The following is a 22,779-nucleotide window of genomic DNA, read 5'->3' as shown; positions in this document are numbered from 1 at the left end:
TTAACGGATGCCGCCGGCAAACCTTTAGCTTATTTTTCCAGCTTATTTTCCAACTGCAGCAGCAACCAGGCCAGCACGTGCTCGCGCGCATTCAAGTCCAGCCATTGCACGCCTTCGCGCAAGTCGGCCGGCGCCGGACTGTCGGAGGCGACGGCGATCACATGCGGGTCATGCGGATACAGGGGCGCCTGCCCCACTTCCGGGCGGAACACTTCCAGCTTGGGAATAGGATCCGTCTTGAATCCCTCCACCAAGGTCAGGTCAGCCGATCCCATGCGGGCCAGTTGCTGCGCCAGGCTCGGCTCGGGCGCGCCGCGCAGCTCGTGCACGATGGCAAAACGGTACGGCGACGCCACCAGCACTTCCGCCGCCCCCGCCATGCGCAGACGGGCGCTGTCCTTTTGCGGCGGCTCCAGCGCCAGGTCATGGTGGCTGTGCTTGACCAGGTTGACGCGCAAGCCACGCGCCGCCAGTTCCTTCACCACAAATTCCAGCAGGGTCGTCTTGCCGCTACCGGAACGGCCGATCACACCGAGTACCGGGTGGGCGGGCATCGCATCGTGCATGGTCACTCCTTGTTTGAGAAGGAATGATTATACGCAGCCCCACGGGCGCGACCGCCGGCGCAGGCGCCGCGCATTGCCCGGCGCATCGCCCAGGTCAAGCGAGCACAGGTTTTCCGCCATTCACGGCACCGGCGGGCGCCGTCTTGCCGCCCTGCCGCCGGCGCCTGCCCGCCGGCTTCGGCGCTGTCGCGCCCGCCGTTTTGCCCGCTGTTTTATTATTTGCCGCCTGCGCATTTCTGGCCGTGCGCGCCAATTGCCGGTGGGCGGCGATCGCGCCCGCCTCGGCATCGGACTGGAACGGTACGGCGGCAGCGGCGGCCACTTCGCCATCAGGCTGGCAAGCGGGCGCCAGCGGCGTAAAATCCTGCGCCCGCACATCCGCTTCCCATGCGGCGCGCTGCGCCAGCACCACGGCGGGCACGGCAGGCGCCGCGCGCGCTTGCGCCAGGGTCAGCACGGCGCCCAGGCCGCTGGCGGCCGCCACGCGCGCGCCCATCTGGGGCAAAGCGCCATCGGCGCTGCGGCAAAAGCGCTGCAAGATGGTTTTGATGATCGACGTGTGGTCGACCACCTCATGGCTGACGCTGCCCGGTGCGATCAGCGGCGACACGAGCAGCATGGGCACGCGCACGCCGTACTGACGAAACGCGGGATCGTCATCGATGGCGGGGCCAGGCGGCACATGGTCGAAAAAGCCGCCGTGCTCGTCATAGCTGAGGATGAGCAAGGTGCGCGCCCACGCCGGCCCGCGCGACAAGGCCTGGTAGACCTGCGCCACGAGTGCCTGGCCGGCGCGGATATCGCCCGGCGGGTGATCGTCACTGTCAAAAAAATGTGGATCGATCCAGCTGACCGAGGGCAAGGTGCCCGCCAGCGCATCGCCGATGAAACCATAGCGGCGCGCGCTGGAACCAAACGGTTCGTACAGCTCGGACGAACGGTAATGGTCGTCCGTCAGCGCCAGGCTCCAGGGCTTCCAGGCGGAATAAAATTTCCAGCTGACCTGGGCGCGGTCCAGGTGGCGCACGAAGGATTTGTTCGTATACAGGGGCACGCGCTTGCTATCCTTGCTGCCGGCCGCCTTGCCGCTGATGGCATACAGGCGGTTGGGCCAGGTGGCGCCAGGCACCGAGCTGTAGCAGCGGTCGCAGACACAGAACTGCTGCGCCAGGAAGTCGTACATGGGCAAGTCGGATGCATTGTAATAACCCATTACCAAGTCGATGTCGGGGTCGCCCGGATGCGTTTGCGCATAGTCGTCGACAAAGCCGCCATTATTATTTTGCAATTGCTGCGCCACCGACATGCCCGTATGCGACGGGTCTTGCTGCGGGCCGAAGGCCGTGCGCCGCAAATGGTGCACGGGGTAGCTCACGCCCGCATGCACGTTGGCATGGCTGGCCTGCAAGCCGTCGATGTCGGTGCGCCCGCCTTCCAGGCTCAGGTAGCCGAGCATGTGATCGAACGATCGGTTTTCCATCATCAGCACGACGATATGGTCGATGCGCGCCAGGTTTCCCAAGCCATGCGCATCAAAAGCACCCTCACCAGCTGCGGCAGCAATCATCGGAACTCCCCGGCCGCGCACACGGTCGCAGCGACCCTGGTTCGACCAGGCCAAGCCAGTATGGTTCAGCTACTGTTACCCGGCCTTGATGCACAACAACTCAGTATGGCACGCGGTAGCGGTAGCCCTTGAAACTGAAGATGGCCGCCTTCGGCTGCAATTTTTCCAGCACGAGGCCGGGCGCCAGCTCCTCGCCTTCGTGGCGCAGGACCTTGTCGATCAGCAGCAGGCGGTCGGCCGGATTCTTCGAATAGATATAACCGCCGATGGCGACGGGGGGAATTTGCCGCTGTATCGGCTCGGGCAAGTCGCGCATGCCGGGCACGGTCTCTTCGGCCGCGGCCGCCGGCGCAGGTACGGGCACGGCCGGCGCCGGAACGGGGACTGGCGCCTCCGGCTTCGGTTCCGCCACGGGCTTGGCATAGTGCACGGGCGCGGCGGTGGCTGCTGGCGGCACTGGAACGGGCACGACCACTGGCGCGGGCACGGGCGCTGCTGGCGGGACGACTGCCGGCATCGGCGCGGGCACGGCCTGGGCCAGCACGGCAGGTGCAACCGCAGGTGCCGTGGCCGCCGCCTGCCAAGGCTGCCACAGCAGCAGCGCGGCAGCCACGGCCACCGCCACGCCACCCAGCGCCAGCCAGACGGGCGCGCGACTTGCGGCGCCCGATGCTGCGCCATCGTGCAACTGCACTTGCGGTGCGTGGATAGACGGCAACTCGCCCAGTTGGCGTTCGGCTTGCGATTTTTTCAGTGCTTCAAGTATGTAGGACATCTTATTTCCCCGCCACCATCGCCGTCGCAGCGGGCCCTGCCACGGCAGGAGCTGCACTGCTCAGGCGCGGCTCCGCGTTGTCACCGAGCTGCATCAGGCGTATATACGTTTTCGGGCCCGCCAGGCCATCGGCCCGCAGGTTCTGGCTTTGCTGGAATGCGCGCAGCCGGCCTTGCATCTCGGCATCGAGCGGCAGATTGGCGGCCGGCGCCGGCAAGCCCCGCTGTTGCGCCAGGCGCTGCGCCAGCCAGTCCACGTCGGCGCCACGGGCGCCCAGCGGCACTTCGTCGCGCCAGCTGCGCGGGGCGCGCCAGAAGGTCGTGAAACTCCCATCGCTGCGCTGCGTCAGCTGGGCCAGCGGCAGGCTTTGCTGCTTGCCATCGAGCATCAAGGTGGCGCTCTCGTCCTGCACGCGCGTCAGCAGCGCCAGCTGTTCCCTGCCATCCGCATCGCGCAAGGCCAGCATGGCGGGACGGTCCAGCACGCGCAACTCGGCGATACCACCCCGGCTGTGCAGGCAGCGCAAGCCTGCGCGGGTGCCCGCCTGGCAAGCATCGCCGGCCGGCAACTGCTCGCCCCACAGGCTGGCCAGCTGGCGCAGCACGGCGTTGCGATCCGGCACGCCGGCAGGCGCGGACACGGGTGTAGATGCGGCGGCAGCCGCCACGGCGGAGGCGGAGGCCGGTACTGAGGCGACCACGGCAGGCGCAGCGGGCACGGCGGACGGGCGCGGCATGAAATGCCAGGCCAGCGCGGCCGTGACCATGGCGCCGGCCAGCACGCCGCCCGCCACCTGCGGCCAGCGCAAGCCCCTTGCGGCAGCCGGCTTGCCCTCTTCCGCAAACACTTCCTCGGCGGCGCGGCGCAATATCTGGCGCGTCACTTGCGGCTGGTTTTCCACATAGGCGCCCAGCAGCGCGCGGTCGCACAGCAGGTTGATGCGGCGCGGCACGCCGTGGCTCATGGCGTGAATGTGCGCCATCAGTCGCGGCGCGAACGGCGTCTGCGCCGCGCAGCCGGCCACGGCCAGCCGGTGGCGGATGTAGCTTGCCGTCTCGTCCGCCGTCAGCGAACCGAGGTGATAGCGGGCGATCACGCGCTGCGCCAGCTGCTCGAGTTCAGGCCGGGCCAGCATGGCGCGCAATTCCGGCTGGCCGATGAGGATAATCTGCAGCAACTTGCGCTCGCTCGTCTCCAGGTTCGTCAGCAAACGCAATTGTTCCAGCACGGCGGCGGACAGGTTTTGCGCTTCATCGATGATCAGCACATTGTTCTTGCCCTGCGCATGGCTGGCCAGCAGGTGCGCATTGATGGCGTCGACATAGCCTTTCACGCTGGCCACGCCAGGCGCCAGGGCGATGCGGAATTCCTCGCAGATCGACAGCAGCAATTCCTCGACGGACAATTTCGGATTGAAGATATACGCGAGCTGGCAGTTTTCCGGAATCTGCTCCATGAAGCAGCGGCATACGGTGGTCTTGCCGGCGCCGATTTCGCCCGTCAGCAGCACGAAGCCGCCGCCGCTGCCCACGCCATACAGCAAATGCGCCAGCGCTTCGCGGTGGCGTTCGCTCATGAACAGGTAGCGCGGATCGGGGGCGATCGAAAACGGCGATTGCTTGAGCTGGAAATAATGCGTGTACATGGAGACCCTGCGGATGAAACGATCAAAATGCGCGGCGGCAAGCCGATACCCTCATCGGGTGCGGGCGGGCGGCAACGGCTTGTATTTGGCGCAATAGATTTTCGCCTTGCTACGGAAGTAGACGATTTTACTGCCAGGCACGGAACCACGGACAGGAAAGGTGGAATTGTCGAGTTTATTGAAGCGCAGGCCCGAGACGCCGCGAATGGCCGGCTCCAGCTTTTCCGGCGTCGAGTCCGCCACCACGCCCATGAAGACGAGGGGACTGGTGTCGTCGCTGACGATCACGTCGGTAATCGGCGCACCCCACAAGGTGGCGTCCGTGCGGAACCAGTAGGCGCCCCCTTCATGCTTGTAGGCGGGACCGAAGGCCGTCAGCAAATACGCATAAAAGGCCTTGTTGTCGATCTGGTCGATGCACAGCACGGCATTGCCCACCACTTGCCCGAACGTGGACGGCGGCGGCTTTTGCTGCGCCAGCGCGCCGGACACGGGCACGCCGCAGGCCAGCAGGGCGAACGCCGCCAGCAGGGCCGGCGCACGCCACGGGCGCATCAATGAACGGCGCACGCGCATGATCAGCGCTTGCGCTCTTCTTTCTTGACCTTCTTGGCTTCCTTCTTTTCCTTCATGGTCTTGGCCGGTTCCTTCTTGGCTTCTTTCTTGCTGTCCTGTGCCTTGCTCATCATCTACTCCATGCCTGGGCGGAAATGCCTGGGCCATTATGACACTCCCCCATGAAAATGCCACGTCATTTCCCCCGTGCAATTGACAGACGGCGCCCGGCAAGCACGGGCAGCGCATGCGCTTATTTGCAAAAAGACGTTTGCATTTTTATTTTATTGTGTTTTAATACACGTAATTTATAAATAGATATCATTTCGGTGCGGCGTGACCAGCACGGAAACAAGCATACAAACTGGGGACAGGACATGGCCGGCATACGGCACGACCATGTGTAATCAACTTAGAACAGCCCTCGGCGGAAACAGGCAATATGATGAGAACAATGATTTTGCTGGGCGCGGCCCTGTCGCTCTGGGCCGCTGGCAACACGCATGCGGCAGGCACGCCGCCGCTTCAGATGGCCGCCTACCAGACGGCGCCCGCCACCCTGGCCACGCGGCTGGCCCATTTCCATTCGCCGGACGCCAGCCGGCGCGTCCCTGGCTCGCATGAACCGGGCCCGCATTCGCTGCTGCTGGTCACCATCATGCTGCTGAGCCTGCGCATGCGCGTGCGCGCCAGCAGCGAAAAATTCAGCACCTGACGTGAAAACGGCCGCGCAAGGCGGCCGTTCCAGTCACACGTCAGCGCACGATCAGTGCAGGCACAGACGGCGGCGCGTCTTTTCGATCAGCGCCGCATCGTAGGGATACAGGTTCTCGATAAAGAACAATTCCGTTTCCGCTTCATCTTCCAGGCACATTTCGATCATGACCGGGCCATCGCTTTCGCGGCCCAGGAAATCCTTCGGCCAGCGGTTCTTGCGGTGCGTGCGCATCATTTCCATGCCCAGCGCAGCCAGCGGCGCCGACACACCGGCGGCCAGCGCCTCTTGCTGCCAGTCGTCCCAGTACTCGCTCTTTGCTGCCTTGTCGTTCATCATGCTCTTCCAACTCAGGTATAAAAGGCGGACTTTACTCTTCATGGCGTCCCTTGCCAAGCATGCATAGAAGCAATACCGCGCGCCCAACAACAGACCAGTTGCAAAAAATTGGCATTAAACAAGGCCAATTTCAATACCATTCGGCATCCACAAAAATCCCTTTAATAACAACAACTTGCAATCAATCCCTCGGGCATGACGCGATGCCGCGCAACGCAATTATCAATACCACTTAAATACCTGTTGACAAGCCATCGGGGCGACAATATAGTGCCTTCAGCTTTTTCGCCGCCCGACAAATAAAAGAACCGAGACAGGCGCATTCAACCAAACGCGGGACTGCACAACATGATCGAATACATAATCGGCGTCGACGGCGGGGGCAGCGGTACCCGCGTACGCCTGGCGCGCCTCGACGGCCAGGAGCTGGCACAGGGACAAAGCGGCCCCTCCGGGCTGGGGCTGGGCATCGAACGGGCTTGGACCTCCGTGGCGCATGCCGTCACCGTGGCCTTCCGCACGGCCGGCCTGGAACAGCCGTCATTGCAGCGCATGGCCATCGGCCTGGGCCTGGCCGGCGTGCACAACAAGCAGTGGGCCGCCAGCTTCGTCGAACACAATCCCGGCTATGCCTTTGTGGCACTGGAATCGGATGCCCTGACCACCCTGCTGGGCGCGCATGCGGGCCAGCCGGGCGCCATCGTTGCCATCGGCACCGGCAGCGTGGGCGAAGTGCTGCACGCGGACGGCAGCCGCCATGAAGTGGGCGGCTGGGGCTTCCCCTCCGGCGACGAGGCGGGCGGCGCCTGGATCGGCATGCGCGCCATCAACCACGCGCAGCAAGTGGTCGACGGCCGCGTGCCCGGCAGCGCCTTCGCCACGGCCGTCATCGACGCCTGCGGCGGCCAGCGCGACGCCATGCAAGTGTGGCTGGCCGCTGCCAGCCAGACCAATTTCGCGCAACTGGCACGGCTGGTGCTCGAACACGCGGCCAGCAATGCCGTGGCGCACACCATCCTGGTCGATGCGGGCCGGCAGATCGCGCTGATCGCCAGGGCGCTCGACCCGCCCGGCGCCTTGCCCGTGGCCCTGTGCGGCGGCCTGGCGGCGCCCTTGTCGGGCTACCTGCCGGCGGAACTGTTGAAACTGGTCGTGCCGGCACAGGGCGACTCGGCCGCAGGCGGTCTGCGCCTGATACGCAAGCACTTGCAGGAGCAATGACCATGCTGGCCAAACTGTCCACCTTCAAACCCAATCCGGCCAGCGACACGCCGCTCTACATGCAGCTGGCGAACATGCTGTCGGACGGCATCGCCAGCGGCGACTGGCGCGCCAACCAGGCCTTGCCTTCCGAGCGCGTGCTGTCGGACATCCTGGAAATTTCGCGCGTCACGGCGCGCAAGGCCATCGACATGCTGTGCGACCGGGGCATGCTGACGCGCAAGCGCGGCTCGGGCACCTACATCACGCCCAAGCTGGAACAGCCGCTGTCGCGCCTGACGAGCTTTTCGGAAGAATTGCGCCAGCGGGGATTTACGGCCGGCTCGCGCTGGCTGCAGCGCGACATCGGCTCGGCCGCACCGCTGGAACTGCTGTCGCTTGGACTGTCGCCGCACATGCCGGTGGCGCGTTTGCGCCGCCTGCGCACGGCAGACGAAGTGGTGATGGCGATCGAGACGACCACCATTCCCGCGCTGTACATGCCGGACCCGCAGCAGGTGACCGATTCGCTGTATGGCTACCTGGAGTCGCGCGGCACCATCCCGATGCGCGCGCTGCAGCATATCCGCGCCGTCAACGCCACGGCGGAACAGGCCAAGCTGGCCAATATCAAGACGGGTGAAGCCATGCTGCACATCACCCGTGTCAGTTATCTCGACAACGGCGCAGCGGTGGAACTGACCCACTCGTATTGCCGCAGTGATTATTATGAATTCGTAGCGGAGTCGCGCAGATGAGCAGCACTATCAAAGGCAATATCCTTACCCCAGGCGGCTGGATCCACGGCGCCATCGCCTTCGGCGAGCGGGTCGACAGCATCGAGGGCAATTCCCTCCACCCGTCGGGCAACAGCGACGACTATATTTTGCCCGGCTTTATCGACCTGCACGTGCATGGCGGCGCCGGCAAGGACATCATGGAAGGCGGCGAAGCCGTCTACACCATCGCGGCCATCCACGCGCGCCACGGCACCACCAGCCTGCTGGCCACCACCATGACGGCGCCACCGGAAGACATCGACATGGCCTTGACGGCCATCGGCATCGCCGCCAACCACCGCCGCCCGAACACGGCGCGCGTGCTGGGCGCCCACCTGGAAGGCCCGTACATCAATTCCGGCAAGCTCGGGGCGCAGCCCAACTTCGCGCGCGCCGCCACGCTGGCTGAAATCGAACGCCTGCAAACGCTGGCCAAGCTGCGCGTCATCACCGTGGCGCCGGAAATCGCCGGCCACCTGGACCTGGTGCGCGCGCTGGCCGACGCCGGCGTGCGCGTGCAGATCGGCCACACGCTCGGTTCGTACGAAGACGGCGTGGCCGCGCTGGAGCACGGCGCCATGGGCTTCACGCATCTGTTCAACGCCATGAGCGGCCTGCACCACCGCGAGCCGGGCATGGTCGGCGCCGCCCTGGCGCACGCCGAATACGCGGAACTGATCCCCGACCTGCTGCACGTGCATCCGGGCGCCATCAAGGTGGCACTGCGCGCCATCCCGCGCCTGTACTGCGTCACCGATTCGACCGCCGCCACCGGCATGCCGGACGGCGAATACATGCTGGGCCGCCACGCCGTGCAGAAATGCATGGGCGGCGTGCGCCTGCCCGACGGCACCTTGGCGGGCAGCACCCTGACCCTGGACCAGGCGCTGCGCAACCTGGTGGGACTGGGACTGGACCTGGCCGACGCGTCCAAGCGCGTGTCGACCAACGCCGCCGATTACCTGGGCCTGGAAGAACGCGGCCGGCTGGCCCCCGGTACTTACGCCGATCTGGTGGTACTCGATCGCGATCTCAAACTCAAAGCTGTGTATATAGAAGGAGAAATCTGTGACCTCAATGATGCTTAAAGAAGCCATTTCCGCCGCCGAATGCGTCGCCCTGCAACTGGCCAGCGACACGGAACGCTACGCGGAACTGGGCCGCAAATTGAGGAGCACTTCGTTCTCGACCGCGCTGACCATCGCGCGCGGCAGCTCCGACCATGCCTGCAACTACGTCGCCTACCTGATCATGGCGCGCCTGGGCCGCGTCGTCGCATCGCTGCCGATGTCGCTGGTCACCCTGAACAAATCGCCGCTGGTGACGCGCGACACCTTGGCCATCTCGATCTCGCAATCGGGCCAGAGCCCTGACGTGGTCGAACCGATCCGCTACTTCCGCGACGGCGGCGCCACCACCGTGGCCCTCGTCAACGACATCGATTCGCCGCTGGCGCACGCCGCCGAGTGGGCCATGCCCCTGCGCGCCGGCAAGGAACAAAGCGTCGCCGCCACCAAGAGTTTTATTACCAGCCTGGTCGCCGGTGCCCGCATGGTGGCCCAGTGGCAGAACGATCCCGAGCTGCTGGGCGGCCTGGAAGCGCTGCCGGAGGCGCTGCTCGAAGCGACCCGCGTCGACTGGTCGCCGGCGATCGACGTGCTGGCCCCGGCCCGCAACATCATGGTCGTCGGACGCGGCATCAGCTTCCCCGTGGCGCTGGAGTCGGCCCTGAAGTTCAAGGAAACGTCGGCCCTGCAGGCGGAAGCGTTCAGCGGCGCCGAAATCAAGCACGGCCCGATGGCCCTGATCGAAGACGGCTACCCGCTGCTGATTTTCGCCACGCGCGGCCCGACCCAGGCCGGCCTGCTGCAGCTGGCCACAGAGATGCGCGGCCGCGGCGCCAAGGTCTTGCTGGCGGCGCCCGCCGATGTGGCCGAGCGCGACCTGACCCTGCCCGTGGCCGCCACGCCGGACCTCGATCCGATCGTCGCCATCCAGTCCTTCTACGTGATGGCGGCAAAACTGTCGGCCGCGCGCGGCATGGACCCGGATGCGCCGCGTCACTTGAGCAAAGTAACAAAAACAAACTAAGCACTACCCGACAGCTGCGCCCCCGGCACGGGGCGCGGCTGCCGTCAGAAGCACCCGAATATAAGCGACGGCAAGGGCATGTACCCGCGCCGCGGACTCATGGACATTGGAGCGCCACGCTCCAGGATAAAAATGACGATCAAGAGACTGTTGGCGATTGTTGCCTGCGCGGGCCTGCTCGCGCCGCAGGCATGGGCTGCCGAGAAAATCGAATTCTGGACCTTCAGCATGAAGCCCAAGTTCACGCCGTATTTCCATGCGGTGGTGGCGCGCTATGAGGCGCAGAATCCCGGCGTCAAGATCGAATGGATCGACTTCCCTTGGGACGTCATCCAGACCAAACTGGTCACGCGCATCGTGGCCGGCACGCCGCCCGCGCTGGTCAGCCTGAACGTGCCCTGGGCCGACGAATTTGCGCGCGACGGCTTGCTCACACCCGTCGATGGCCTGATCGGGGAAGCGCGCGCCAGCTACATTCCCAGCGCCCTGGCCGACTTGCGTTTCAAGGGCCGCACCTACGGTTTTCCCATGTACAGCAATGTCGCGGTGATCGCCTTCAATACCGCCATTTTCAAGCAGGCCGGCCTCACGCGCGGCCCCGCCAGCCTCGATGAACAGCTGGCGTACGCGCGCCAGATCGCGCAACGCACGGGCAAGGCCGGCATCGCCCCCGCCCTGTCCAAGATCGACGGCCTGTTCATGCAACAGGGCCTGGCCGTGATCACCGACAACCGCGCCGTCTTCAATTCGCCGCAGCACGTGGCGCTGGTGCAGAAACTGGCCGACACCTACAAGGTCGGTGGCTTATTGAAAGAAAGCCTGTTCGCCGAAGACAATTTCCCGGCCGTGATCGACGCCTACAAGGGCGGCCGCCTGGGCATGCTGCTGGCGCCGCCGACGGCCATGCAGCGCATCCGCGGCGACGCGAAAGACATCTACGCCATCACCGACGTGGCGCCCGCGCCGCTGGGTCCCACCGGCATCGCCGACGGCGGCTGGCTCGTGCACTTCGCCATACCGAAAGGCGTGCCGGCGCGCCTGTTACCGTCGGTCGGCAAGTTCGCGCGCTTCCTGACGAACGACGAGAACCAGCTGGCTTTCGCGCGCCAGGCCAGCGTCTTTCCCACCACCGTGAAAGCGGCGGCCGATCCGTTTTTTCTGTCCACGCCGAAGAACGCGGGCGCGGCTGAAAAGGCGGTAGCCGCCGGCGCCCTGTCGATGGGCCACTCGCGCACCCTGTACGTGGCCGGCATCGACGACTACGACGAGCTGCGCCGCTCGCTCGTGAAAGCCGTCGAAGCAGGCGTGACGGGCAAGCAGGACGTGAAGCAGGCGCTGGACCAGGCCGTCGCCATCTGGAACCGCAAGCTGGCCACCCTGCCGCGCCACTGAGGAAACCATGAAACTCGCCCACCGCCACACTCTGCAAGCCTGGCTGTTCCTGACTCCCGCCCTGCTGCTGCTGGCCGCCTTTTCCTTCTGGCCTGTCGGCTATGGCTCCGTGCTGGCGTTTACCGACTACAGCCTGATACGCGAGACGCGCTTCGTCGGCCTCGACAACTTCCGCTACATCTTCAACAACGAGATGTTCGTCTCGGGCCTGAAAAACTCGCTGATGTTTTTGCTGATGGTGCCCTTCGTGCAGGTGGGTGCCATCGTGCTTGCCGTGCTGGTAAACAACCGCCTGCCCGGCATCCGTTTGTTTCGCGCCGCCTTCTACGTGCCCGTGGTGACCACCGTTTCCGTGGTCGGCATCATGTGGGGCTTCATGTTCCATGAACAGGGCGCGCTCAACTACGTGATGATGACGTTACAGCTGGTGAACGCGCCCGTGGGCTGGCTGTCGAACGACAGCCTAGCCCTGTTTGCCGTGATGTTCGTCACCCTGTGGCGCGGCCTGGGCTGGTACATGGTGATGTACCTGGCGGCCCTGCAGTCGATACCGTCGGACATGCAGGAAGCGGCCATGCTCGACGGCGCCAACCGCTGGCAGCGCTTCTGGAAGATCACCGTGCCGATGCTGCGTCCGACCATCATGCTGTGCTCCATCCTGTCCGTGCTGGCTGCCCTGAAGGCGTACCAGGAAGTCGACGTGCTGACCCAGGGCGGGCCGATGAATTCCACCTTCACGGCGCTGTACTACGCGTATGACCAGGGCCTCAAACACTTGAAACTGCCGCGCGCGCTGGCGGCCAGTTTCGTCGTCTCGCTGTTCTGCATCGGCATCGCCCTGCTGTGCCTGCGCTATCTGAAACCGAAGCACCGCTAATCGGGAGTGACCATGAAACTCCGTTCCCGCCCCCTGAAAACGCGTTTGCAGCTCATTGGCCAATATGCGGGCCACTATGCCGTGCTGTGCGCCATCGCTGTCGTCTGCGTCTTCCCTTTCTGGTGGACCCTGGTGACGGCCATTTCCACGGAAGGCAATATCTTCGCTTTTCCGCCCACCTTCTGGCCGAAGGCGCCGTCCTTGGACAACTTCATCGAAGTGTTCAATGCCATCCCGATCTGGTCGTTCTTCAAGAACTCCGTGCTGATCGCCGTGTTCACCGTGTTCTGGAAACTGCTGCTGTGTTCACTGGCCGCGTATCCGCTGGCGCGCCTGAAATTCCGAGGCCGCAAACTCGTGTTCGGCCTGATCCTGGCCACCCTGGTGCTGCCGTCCGAGGTCAACTTCCTCGTCAACTTCATCACCATCACGCAAATGAGCCTGGTCGATACCTACACGGGCGTGATCCTGCCCAACGTGGTGACGGCCGTAGCCATCTTGCTGCTCAAGCAGGCGTTCGAGGAAGTGCCGCAAGACCTGATCGACGCGGCGCGTGTCGATGGCGCGTCCGAGTGGGTCATCTTCAGCCGCATCATGCTGCCTTTGATCACGCCATGGCTGGCCACCGTCGGCATCCTGACGGCCGTCGAATCGTGGAATGAATACATCTGGCCATCCATCGTCATGAGCAAACCCGATGAATTCCCCCTGTCGGTGGGCGTGCTGTACTTGCGCGGCACCTTCGGCAGCAGCACGCGCGTGATCGCGGCCGGCACCCTGATCACCATCGTGCCGACCCTGCTCGCCTTCCTGTTTACCCAACGCTTCTTCATGCGCGGCATGGACGGCGCAGTCAAATGAAAACGTCTCTCGATAAGGAAGCCTCCATGCACGACAAGCGCATCAGCATCAGTAAAAAAGCACGCAGCCCGATCACCTGGGTGCCCACCTTGTACTTCGCCCAGGGCTTGCCGTTCTACGCCGTGGCCCTGGTGGCCGGCCTGATGTTCAAGAGCATGGGCGTGCCGAACGACCAGATCGCCCGCTGGACGGGCCTGATCGGCTTTGCCTGGGTCTTCAAGTCGCTGTGGAGTCCCTTCCTGGAACTGGCGTCGAGCAAGAAGACCATGGTGGTGCTGTTCCAGTTCCTTGGCGGCCTGAGCCTGGGCCTGATCGCGCTGGCGCTGCAAACGCCGCTGTGGTTCGCCGCCTGCATCGCCGTGCTGTTCGTCGCCGCGCTGGCCTCGTCCACGCACGACATCGTCTGCGACGGCCTGTATATCGCCAGCCTGTCGGACAAGCAGCAGGCCGCCTACGCGGGCTGGCAAGGCGCCTTCTTCAATGCGGGCAAGTTCATCTCGCTGGGCGGCCTGGTGATCCTGGCCGGCTACCTGGAGAAAAAAATCGGCATCAAGCCCGCCTGGTCGGTGATCTTCCTGATCATCGGCGCCATGATGCTGTCGCTGGCCGCCTACCACCTGTGGGCGCTGCCGCAGGTGCGCAACGCGGCCGTGGCCGACAAGAGCGTGGCCGGTGTCAAGAGCGCCCTGTGGGACGTGCTGGTCGACTTCCTGAAAAAGCCCGGCATCTGGGGCATGATCGCCTTCATCATCCTGTTCCGCGCGGGCGAAGCGCAAGTGCAGACCATCGGCCCGCTGTTCCTGCGCGAAGCGCGCGAACTGGGGGGACTGGGCCTGTCGACGACGGAAGTGGGCGCCGTGTACGGCACGGCCGGCACCGTCGCCTTCCTGCTGGGCAGCATCGGCGGCGGCTACTTCACGTCGTGGCTGGGCCTCAAGCGCGCCATGTTCTTTCTGATCCTGGCCATGAACTTGCCGAACCTCGTGTTCTACTACCTGAGCCACAGCATGCCGACCGACCTGACCCTGATCACGGCCGCGCTCAGCGTGGAGATGTTCGGCTACGGCTTCGGCTTCGTCGGCCTGATCCTGTTCATGATGCAGGTGGTCTCCGTGGGCAAGTACCAGACGGCCCACTATGCGTTCGCCACCGGCGTGATGCAGCTGGGCTTCGTGCTGTTCAAGATGATCAGCGGCGACATCCAGACGGCGCTCGGCTACAAGACTTTCTTCCTGTGGGTGCTGGTGTCGGCCGTGCCCGTATTGATCCTGTCGCGTTTCATGCGCATCGGCCCTAAGGATACCTCCGACCCATCTGACGCCGGCGCCACCTCCGCGCCGGCCAGCGCAAGCTAGGATAGAAGCATTTCATGGCACATATCGCATTAAAAAATATCGTCAAGCTGTACAACGACAAGCACCCCGTCATCCACGGCATCGACCTCGATATCCGCGACGGCGAATTCGTCGTCTTCGTGGGGCCGTCCGGCTGCGGTAAATCGACCCTGCTGCGCATGATCGCGGGGCTGGAAGACATCACGGATGGCGAGCTGCATATCGGCGGCCGGCTGGCCAACGACATCGCGCCGGCCGAACGGGGCCTGGCCATGGTCTTCCAGAGCTACGCCCTGTATCCGCACATGACGGTGTTCGAGAACATGGCCTTCGCCCTCTCCCTGGCCGGACATAAAAAGGCCGAGGCGCGCGCCGCCGTCGAGCGCGCGGCCGAGATCCTGCAGATCACGCCGCTGTTGAAACGCAAACCGAAAGACCTGTCGGGCGGCCAGCGCCAGCGCGTGGCCATCGGCCGCGCCATCGTGCGCAAACCCAAGGTTTTTCTCTTCGACGAACCGCTGTCGAACCTCGATGCCTCGTTGCGCGTGCAGATGCGCGTGGAGATTTCACGCCTGCACCAGGAACTGAAGACGACCATGATCTACGTCACGCACGACCAGGTCGAGGCCATGACCCTGGGCGAGCGCATCGTCGTCTTCAACGGCGGGCGCATCGAACAGGTGGGCAGTCCGCACGAACTATATAACAATCCCGGCAACCTGTTCGTGGCCGGCTTCCTCGGCGCGCCGAAGATGAATTTCATCGCTTGCGAGGCCGTCGCCTGCAGCCCCGGTTCCGTGGCCGTGCGCCTGCCCGGCGGCGCCGTCATCGACGTCGAGGCGCACGGCGATGGCGTGGCGCCGGGCAACCAGCTGACCCTGGGCGTGCGCGCCGAGCATGTCAGCCTGCAGCACCGGGGCACTCCGGACAGCAACGTCGTCGACGCGGCCGTCAGCCATGTCGAATACCTGGGCGATGTGGCCATCGTTTACGCCAGCATGCCGGGCGCAGCCGAGATGCTGGCCGTCAAGCTGCCGGCCGAAGAAGGCTTGCGCCACGCGGGCGACGCCATGCGCCTGCATCTGCCGCAGCAGCGCTGCCTGCTGTTCGATGCCAAAGGGCAAGCCCTGGCGCGCACGTTTGCCGCACCCGCTCAGCCGTTTATGTGACAATAGCCGTTTTGTATCATGCCGCTTCTGTTTGACTTGTGCAGGCAGACTGGCAGAAATGTATTTTTTCGAGCTTCCTTGCCCCTCTGGCAATGCTACTACACGATGTTGCGGCTGCCAGTGCCGGTGCGTATTTTTGTTATTGATTGAAGGATTGACCATGTCCCAATTCCGTCTTGCACGCCTTAGCCTGCTCCTGGCCGCCATCGGCCTCAATGTCCTGCCATCCCTGTCGCACGCGCAGGATGCCAAGCCAGCCGCCGCTGCTGCCGCCCCGGCCGATTCGGTACGCCCTGAAGTGTTCAAGCTGCTCGATCCGACCGCCGTGAAGGCATCGATGGACGCCAAAAACTACGCCGACGTGCAAAGCCGCATCGACCAGGCTGCCGCCATTCCCGCCCTGACGCCGTATGAAACGTTCGTGCTGAACCGCCTGCGCGTGGCGCTGGCGTCGACCACCAACAATGCGCCTATGGCCATGACGGCGCTGGAAGCGGTCATCGAATCGGGCAAGCTGGACAAGAAATCGGAAGGCGACTTCATCCAGGCGCTGGCCAACTACCACTACAACGCCAAAGATTACCCGAACGCCATCAAATGGTTCACCCGTTACCAGACGGCAACAGGCGACGTGGCCACCGTGCGCCCCTACATCATCCGCGCCTATTACTTCAGCAATGATTTCGCGCGCGCGAAACAGGAACTGATGGCTGACGTGACGGCCAAGCAGCAAGCTGGCAAGACGCCGACCATCGAAGAACTGCAATTGCTGGCCAACACGGGCTCGAAAAGCAAGGATCCGGCCACCTACCTGATCGCCATGGAAAACCTGGTGCGCTACTACCCGTCGGACGACTACTGGAGCGACCTGCTGGGCCGCTTGCAAGGCAAGGCCGGCTATTCCGACCGCTTCGCACTCGACGTGCTGCGCCTGCAATTCAAGGCCGTGGGCACCATGCCGCCGCAAGATTACAGCGACATGGCTGAAATCGCCTTGCAAAACGCCTTCCCGACGGAAGCGAAAAAAGTCCTCGACGCAGGCTTTGCCAAAGGCGTGCTGGGCACGGGCGCGAGTGCCGCCAAGCACAAGAAGCTGCGTGACCAGGCCAGCAAGGCTGCCGCGGACGATGCGAAGAACATCGCCAGCGGCGAAGCATCGGCCATGAAGAGCAAGGATGGCACGGGCTTGATCAACCTCGGCTACGCTTTTGTCACAATGGACCAGTTCGACAAAGGTATCGACCTGATCGAGAAAGGCATCGCCAAGGGCGGCCTGAAGCGTCCAGAAGACGCCAAGCTGCGCCTCGGTTATTCCTACGCCATGGCTGGCAAGAAAGACGATGCCATCAAGGTTCTGGAAACGGTCAAGGGCGGCGACGGCGTGGGCGACCTGGCCCGCTACTGGATCCTGTGGCTGAACCGTCCTGCCACGGCAGCGGCGGCACCGGCAGCAGCGGCACAGTAATTCCCGCTCCCGCCAGCATGCGCAAGGCAGTTCCCGGCTCACGCCGGGGCTGCTTTTTTTTCGACCTTTTTCATTCTTTCATGCCGCCAGCCACTGTTGCCACTGCCACCGCCGCCGAACGCTTGACCAGCCTGGACGCCTTCCGCGGCTGCGTGATCGTCATCATGATCTGGGTCAACTACCTGGCCGGCATGCCCGGCATTGCCTGGTGGCTCGAACATGCGGCCCCCCGCGCCGACGGCATCACACTACCCGACCTGGTCTTTCCCGGTTTTCTGTTCATGGTCGGCATGGCCATACCGCTGGCCTTGCAGCGCCATTGCGGCCACGTCACGCCGGCCTTGCTGGGGCGCCTGCTGTGGCGCTCCGCCAGCCTGATGCTGGCCGGCGTCGTGCTGGCCAACGCCTACCGCTACGATGCGCAGGCGGCGCCGCTGCCACAGGCTTTGTACTTCCTGCTGTTTTATGTGGCCATGATCCTGCTGTGGCGCCAGGGCGCGGGCAAGCTGGAGCTGGCAGCGGGCTGCATCCTGATGCTGTTCCTGCTGGCGACGTTTCGCGGCGAACTGAACGCGGAATTTTCCAGCACCTGGCTGCAACCGTCGTGGTGGGGCATCCTCGGCATGATAGGCTGGTCCTATTTGCTATGCAGCCTGCTGTACCTGGCGTGCCGGGGCAACGGCACGGCGCTGATGGGCATGTTTGCCCTGCTGCTCTCGCTGTACATGGGCGGCACGGCGGGCAGCCTCGACTTCCTGCCGGCAGGCATCAACGCCTTCGTCAACGTGCCGCAAGTGCTCGGTTCGACGGCGGCCAACGTACTGGCCGGCATCCTGGTGGGCCAGCTGTTCCTGCGCGGCGCCGCCCTGAGCCATGGGCAGCGCATCCGTTTCATGGCGTGGTTCGCGCTTGGCATGTTCGCCGCCGGTATGCTGCTGCGGCCGTATCACCACATCAACAAGATCGCGGCGACGGAATCCTACACGCTCGTGTGCAGCGCCCTCATCCTGGCCCTGTTCCTCGTGTTTTACATCGTCATCGACGTGTGGCGCTGGCGTGCCTGGGCCGTGGTGCTCTTGCCCGCCGGCACCAATGCCCTGTTCGCCTACATCGTGCCCGACCTGTGGCAGCAACTGGCGGCCGTGCTGCACCTGCCGCGCTTCTGGTGGCCGTATTGGGAGACGGGTGGCGCGGCCGGCCTGTGGAACGCGGCCGCCGTCACCGCCCTGATGCTGCTGTTGACGGCCGTGGCCACGCGCTACGGCCTGAAATTGAAATTCTAGACTTTGATGTAGATCTTGCGCTTGTCCATGGCGTAGGCGATCAGCCAGCACAGCAGCATGAAGCTGACGGCAAACAGCAAGGAACCCACGCGCGCCGGCGCCCAGCCCGTGAACCAGTGCTGGTACAGCCACTGGTACAGATTGCCGCCACCCGTGCGCACGGTAAACGCGATGATCACCAGCACTTCCGACACCAGGTAAATGAACAGCGTGTTCTTGCCGAAGACTTCAAAAAAGTAGGTCCAGCCCGTGACCTTGCGCACGTCGATGACGAACATCAGCAGCGCCAGCAGCAGCAAGTCCAGGCCGATACCGAGCATCACGTAAGAGCTGGTCCACAGCTTCTTGTTGATCGGGAATACTTCGTTCCAGCACAGGGCCACGGCCACGCAGATGACGCCGACCACCACCAGCCGATACAGCGCGGCACGCAGCTGCGCCGGCGCCGTCCGACGCACGAAGCTGCCTGCCAGATAGCCGGCAATCACATTGACGATAGCTGGCAAGGTGCCGAGGATGCCTTCCGGATCGAAGGCGATGCCTTCGCCGTGGTACAGATGGCTGTCGCCCAACAAGATCAAATCGAGCTTGGCCGGCGCATTGCCGTGCAAGCTGTAGTCGCCCCACGTCGCGAGGATGGCCCAGTAGCCGAGCAAGGCGCAGGCGCTGAAGACCAGCGCGCCCCGCGTCTTCCAGTAATGGAGGATCAGGGCGGCGGCCAGGTAGCACACGGCGATGCGCTGCAGCACGCCGGGAATGCGCGTATGCGACAGCGGCGACCAGGCGAACTGGCCCGCATCGTCGATCTTGAAGAAGGGAAACCAGTACAGCAAGAAGCCCAGCAAAAAGATCAGCGCGCTGCGCTTGCACAGCTTGGCCAGCACGGCGCCATGCCCGAGGTGCTCATATTTCCCTAGCGCAAAGACCAGCGCATTGCCGACGACAAACAGAAAGCTGGGAAAGACCAGGTCCGTCAGGGTAAAACCATGCCATTCGGCATGCAGGAACGGCGCATACACGCTGCCCCAGTCGCCCGGGGTATTGACGACGATCATCAGGGCGACGGTCAGGCCGCGCAGGACGTCGAGGGCGAGGTAGCGTTGAGAAACAATAGTCATGGTCAAACAATTCCAAAAGATAAAAACCGGCTCCCCGCTTGTGGCGGAAAACCTGAAAAATGACGACGCCTGGCAAAACCGTCGCGAGCGGAAGGGAGAGGTGGCCGAGAAGCGCAACCGTACTTCTAGTACGGTGAGCATCGCAAGCCACCTATACCGACGCGCAGCAGGTTTGGTCAGGCGTTATCAACTACAGCTTGGCGCGCAGACCAAAATAAAATTGACGTCCATTCGAGTACAGGGCCGTCGGCTGGTCCTGGTTGGCGCCGTAATACTTGAGTACCGGATTATTCAAGTTCAGCACATCGAAGGTCAGCGAATAGCGCTCGTTAATCTTGTAGTTGAGCGACGCGGCCAAGTTGCCCACACCATGCACATACTGGGGCGAGCTGCTGAACAGGCCGGCCAGGAAGCTGGAGCGATAGGTGTAAGCCAGGCGAGCGCTCAGGCGCTCGTCCTCGTAATAGCCTTCCAGGTTGTAGGTGTCGCGCGAGCTACCGACCACGGCGGCGCCATCGTCGGCCTTGCCATTCGTATAGGTGTAATTGCCCACCACGCCGAAACCGCCCCACAGGCCCTGCTGGTAACTGAGTTCCACACCCTTGTTCTTGGCGCCGATATTCGTCGGCGACTGGATCACATAGGTGTTGAATTTCTTGAAGGTATTATTGTAGTAGCTCACGGGCGCTGTACCAAACGTCACGTACGATTTCATGTCCATGTAGAAGGCGCCCACGGACAGCATCGCCTTCGGTGCAAAATACCATTCCAGAGTGGCATCGTAGTTGGTCGAGCGTATCGGTTTCAGGTCCGGATTGCCGCCCGTGCCCGTCAGTAACTGGTCATTCAGGTTGACGGCACCCACCAGTGCGCTGTAGTCGGCGCGCGCCATGGTTTTCGCCACAGCCGCGCGGGCCACCAGGTCCTTGCTCAAGTCAAACTTGATATTCGCGCTGGGCAGCACATCCGTGTAGCTGTGCTTGACGACGGTGGGCGTGTAGGTGCCGAAAATGTTTTCCTGGCCGATCGGATTTTCGCCGCCCGGCACGTTCGTCACCGTCGTCTGCTGCGTACGCACGATGCGCACGCCCACATTGCCGCGCCACTTGTTGCCTGCCAGGTTAGCCATGATGTAGGCCGCGCTATCCTTTTCCTTCACGTCCAGCTCAGCCGGCCAGTTGCGCGAATTCGGCCCGCCCGAATTGTCGTATTTGTTGGCCCACGCCACCAGGTCGGCCGGATCGAGCTGCCAGTAGCGGCCCCGCGCGCTGCCACCCAGCCCCTTGCCATAATCGCCGGGATAGGTACCGCCATTCCACTTCGGCAAGGGTGCATTCGTCGTGCCGTCGCACACGACGCAGCTGCGGTTTTCCGGCCACGACACATTACGGTGGTGTTCCGCATAGCGCGCGCCGAACTTCAACGACTCCAGCACGCCATAATCCATGCTCAGCTCGCCATCGGCCTGACCATATTTTTCCGTATCCAGGGTTTCCACATGCGAACCCCAGGCCGATGCCGTGACCACGTCGGAAAATTTGGAAATATCGAGACCCGGAAAATTCAGCCTGGCCGGCGACAGGCCGTTCAGCTGGTATGACACGCCGACGCCCGTCAAGCCAGCCTCATAGCCGAGGTCGACGGGCGTCTCGCCGATGCCGCGCGTGTAGCCTAGGCTGCCCGTGATGCGCAGGCGCTCGCTGGCGCGGTAGCTGCCGTTGAAGTCGATGTACGCGGTCGACGAGTTTGAGCCGGGGCGGTAGATCTGGTCGACCAGGGCCGGATACAGCTGGCCGTTGTACGGCGTGGTGGCGTTGGCCACAGGAAACTGCGACGCGGGAAAGTCGGCCGCCACCAGTGTATTGTTCTTGACCGTAAACGCGCTGGGAATCAGGCCGACGTGCTTGCCGTCATTGTCGACGGCATTCAGGTTGGCGCCCGGCTGGTTATAAAAGCTGCGGTTGTAATTGGCCGCGTCCAGCTTGGAATAGAAGCCGTTGACGTCCAGCATCAAATCAGACGTCGGCTTGAATTGCAGGTCGATGCTGCCGCCCTGGCGCTTGCGCACTTGCTCGAACAGGGCCGAGTTGATACCCAGCGGCGCCAGCACGCCGGCCAGTTCCGGATATTTCTGCGCGGCCGGACTGTTGGCGTCGATGGCGCCATAGCCGAAGAATTCCTGGCCATCGCGGCGCTCGTGGCGTTTTTCGGAAAAGACCTGAAACAGCACGCCCATGGTCTTCGCTTCGTTCTTCCAGTTGAACAGGGCATTCATTTGCGGATCTGTCTTGCCCGGCAAGTCCGCATAGATCGCCTGCACGGCCAGCTCGGCCGTGAACGGATTCTTGAAACTGAGGGGCTTGCGCGTCTCGATATTGATGGAGCCGGCCACGCCGCCTTCCACCAGGTCCGCCTGCGAACTCTTTTGCACGGTGACGCGGCTGACGATTTCCGATGGCAGCAAGGCGAAGCTGACGCTGCGCCCCACGGTGCCCACCTGGTCGGTGACGAACCAGTCGCCCGTGCCGACGGCATGGCCATTGATCAGGGTTTGCGTCAGGCTGGGGCTGGTGCCTCGAATGCTGACCCGGTCGTTCTCCGAAAAACCGCCCTCGCCGCCTGCCGACGAGGAAATATTCACGCCCGGCACGCGCTGTACGGCGTCGGCCACGTTCTTGTCCGGCAGCTTGCCGATGTCTTCGGCGCTGACGACATCGATCACGGAATCGCTGTTGCGCTTCTGACTCAGCGACTGCTCCAGCGAGGCGCGAATGCCGGTGACGACGACCTCCTGCATCGATGGAGCTGCGACCTGGGCCTGCTGCGCCTGGGCCGCCATGCTCATGGACAGCAAGGCCGCAGCGGCGGCGATGGGGTGCAATACGGGGTGCAAACGACTGTTCATAGACTCCTCGTTATAGATGTCCGCCACAGTGGCCGGACGGTTTTATATGAGTACAGACGGCAGGCGCCCTGCCAGTGGGCGTCGAAAAAAAAAGGCAAGCTCCCGAAACAGGAACTTGCCTTGAAAAGACCGAGGAAGACCGG

20 protein-coding genes are annotated in these 22,779 nt (G+C 63.6%); 12 read left to right on the top strand and 8 right to left on the bottom strand.

The window, feature by feature from the left end:
- Positions 1–29 precede the first annotated feature (29 nt).
- The 5 genes from mobB to ACQ4WO_RS18805 all read right to left on the bottom strand — a co-directional run bounded on the left by mobB (position 30) and on the right by ACQ4WO_RS18805 (position 5,129).
- A complete protein-coding gene (gene mobB / locus ACQ4WO_RS18825; protein WP_128140331.1) occupies positions 30–566 on the bottom strand; it encodes a molybdopterin-guanine dinucleotide biosynthesis protein B in 537 nt (178 codons plus the stop codon).
- A gap of 94 nt (positions 567–660) precedes the next feature.
- Positions 661–2,133 (bottom strand): alkaline phosphatase family protein, encoded by a 1,473-nt coding sequence (locus ACQ4WO_RS18820; protein WP_436482753.1) that lies wholly within the window; start codon positions 2,131–2,133, stop codon positions 661–663.
- Between the two features lie 100 nt (positions 2,134–2,233).
- A complete protein-coding gene (locus tag ACQ4WO_RS18815) occupies positions 2,234–2,908 on the bottom strand; it encodes a general secretion pathway protein GspB (protein WP_436482752.1) in 675 nt (224 codons plus the stop codon).
- 1 nt (position 2,909) lies between these two features.
- Positions 2,910–4,553 (bottom strand): ExeA family protein, encoded by a 1,644-nt coding sequence (locus ACQ4WO_RS18810; RefSeq protein ID WP_436482751.1) that lies wholly within the window; start codon positions 4,551–4,553, stop codon positions 2,910–2,912.
- 51 nt (positions 4,554–4,604) lie between these two features.
- Positions 4,605–5,129, bottom strand: a complete 525-nt coding sequence (locus ACQ4WO_RS18805) for a hypothetical protein (protein WP_436482750.1) — start codon at positions 5,127–5,129, stop codon at positions 4,605–4,607.
- Positions 5,130–5,550: 421 nt separating this feature from the next.
- Here ACQ4WO_RS18805 and ACQ4WO_RS18800 point away from each other — a divergent pair, with 421 nt between their 5' ends.
- The gene (locus ACQ4WO_RS18800; protein ID WP_139090268.1) at positions 5,551–5,823 is read left to right on the top strand and encodes a hypothetical protein; all 273 of its coding nucleotides are present in this window, start codon (positions 5,551–5,553) and stop codon (positions 5,821–5,823) included.
- 51 nt (positions 5,824–5,874) lie between these two features.
- Here the strand turns inward: ACQ4WO_RS18800 and ACQ4WO_RS18795 are convergent, their stop codons facing one another.
- Positions 5,875–6,162 (bottom strand): hypothetical protein, encoded by a 288-nt coding sequence (locus tag ACQ4WO_RS18795; RefSeq protein WP_034759823.1) that lies wholly within the window; start codon positions 6,160–6,162, stop codon positions 5,875–5,877.
- Between the two features lie 348 nt (positions 6,163–6,510).
- On the opposite strand from ACQ4WO_RS18795, the gene ACQ4WO_RS18790 reads away from it, so the two are divergent.
- The 11 genes from ACQ4WO_RS18790 to ACQ4WO_RS18740 all read left to right on the top strand — a co-directional run bounded on the left by ACQ4WO_RS18790 (position 6,511) and on the right by ACQ4WO_RS18740 (position 18,613).
- On the top strand, positions 6,511–7,383 hold the full coding sequence (locus tag ACQ4WO_RS18790) for a glucosamine kinase nucleotide-binding domain-containing protein (RefSeq protein WP_436482749.1): 873 nt from the start codon (positions 6,511–6,513) through the stop codon (positions 7,381–7,383).
- 2 nt (positions 7,384–7,385) lie between these two features.
- Positions 7,386–8,120 (top strand): GntR family transcriptional regulator, encoded by a 735-nt coding sequence (locus ACQ4WO_RS18785; RefSeq protein WP_046685618.1) that lies wholly within the window; start codon positions 7,386–7,388, stop codon positions 8,118–8,120.
- Positions 8,117–9,229, top strand: coding sequence for an N-acetylglucosamine-6-phosphate deacetylase (gene nagA / locus ACQ4WO_RS18780; RefSeq protein ID WP_139090264.1), 1,113 nt, complete (start codon positions 8,117–8,119; stop codon positions 9,227–9,229). Before ACQ4WO_RS18785 ends, nagA begins: the two co-directional genes overlap by 4 nt.
- Complete coding sequence (locus ACQ4WO_RS18775; RefSeq protein WP_034759831.1) at positions 9,219–10,232, top strand: SIS domain-containing protein; 1,014 nt, start codon at positions 9,219–9,221, stop codon at positions 10,230–10,232. The genes nagA and ACQ4WO_RS18775 overlap by 11 nt, the downstream gene beginning before the upstream one ends.
- 132 nt (positions 10,233–10,364) lie before the next feature.
- Positions 10,365–11,624, top strand: a complete 1,260-nt coding sequence (locus ACQ4WO_RS18770) for an ABC transporter substrate-binding protein (protein WP_436482747.1) — start codon at positions 10,365–10,367, stop codon at positions 11,622–11,624.
- Positions 11,625–11,631: 7 nt separating this feature from the next.
- Positions 11,632–12,501: a carbohydrate ABC transporter permease gene (locus ACQ4WO_RS18765; protein WP_436482745.1), complete on the top strand. Its 870-nt coding sequence runs from the start codon at positions 11,632–11,634 to the stop codon at positions 12,499–12,501.
- A gap of 12 nt (positions 12,502–12,513) precedes the next feature.
- Positions 12,514–13,362: a carbohydrate ABC transporter permease gene (locus tag ACQ4WO_RS18760; RefSeq protein ID WP_436482744.1), complete on the top strand. Its 849-nt coding sequence runs from the start codon at positions 12,514–12,516 to the stop codon at positions 13,360–13,362.
- Positions 13,363–13,388: 26 nt separating this feature from the next.
- Complete coding sequence (locus ACQ4WO_RS18755; RefSeq protein ID WP_436482743.1) at positions 13,389–14,717, top strand: MFS transporter; 1,329 nt, start codon at positions 13,389–13,391, stop codon at positions 14,715–14,717.
- 14 nt (positions 14,718–14,731) lie between these two features.
- The gene (locus ACQ4WO_RS18750; protein ID WP_436482742.1) at positions 14,732–15,865 is read left to right on the top strand and encodes an ABC transporter ATP-binding protein; all 1,134 of its coding nucleotides are present in this window, start codon (positions 14,732–14,734) and stop codon (positions 15,863–15,865) included.
- 160 nt (positions 15,866–16,025) lie between these two features.
- Positions 16,026–17,330, top strand: a complete 1,305-nt coding sequence (locus ACQ4WO_RS18745; RefSeq protein WP_230515565.1) for a tetratricopeptide repeat protein — start codon at positions 16,026–16,028, stop codon at positions 17,328–17,330.
- A gap of 80 nt (positions 17,331–17,410) precedes the next feature.
- Positions 17,411–18,613, top strand: coding sequence for a DUF5009 domain-containing protein (locus tag ACQ4WO_RS18740; protein ID WP_436482741.1), 1,203 nt, complete (start codon positions 17,411–17,413; stop codon positions 18,611–18,613).
- Here the strand turns inward: ACQ4WO_RS18740 and ACQ4WO_RS18735 are convergent.
- Positions 18,610–19,731, bottom strand: a complete 1,122-nt coding sequence (locus ACQ4WO_RS18735) for an acyltransferase family protein (protein ID WP_436482740.1) — start codon at positions 19,729–19,731, stop codon at positions 18,610–18,612. The two genes, ACQ4WO_RS18740 and ACQ4WO_RS18735, sit on opposite strands and share 4 nt — an antisense overlap.
- A 190-nt stretch (positions 19,732–19,921) precedes the next feature.
- Positions 19,922–22,636 carry a TonB-dependent receptor gene (locus ACQ4WO_RS18730; RefSeq protein WP_436482739.1) on the bottom strand — a complete coding sequence of 905 codons (2,715 nt, stop codon included), beginning with the start codon at positions 22,634–22,636 and terminating at the stop codon, positions 19,922–19,924.
- Positions 22,637–22,779: the final 143 nt, after the last annotated feature.

This window comes from Janthinobacterium aestuarii (assembly GCF_051380835.1).
Classification (GTDB): domain Bacteria; phylum Pseudomonadota; class Gammaproteobacteria; order Burkholderiales; family Burkholderiaceae_D; genus Janthinobacterium; species Janthinobacterium aestuarii.
The sequence above is the reverse complement of the archived record's forward strand: the minus strand, read 5'-3'. Positions and strand labels throughout refer to the sequence as shown.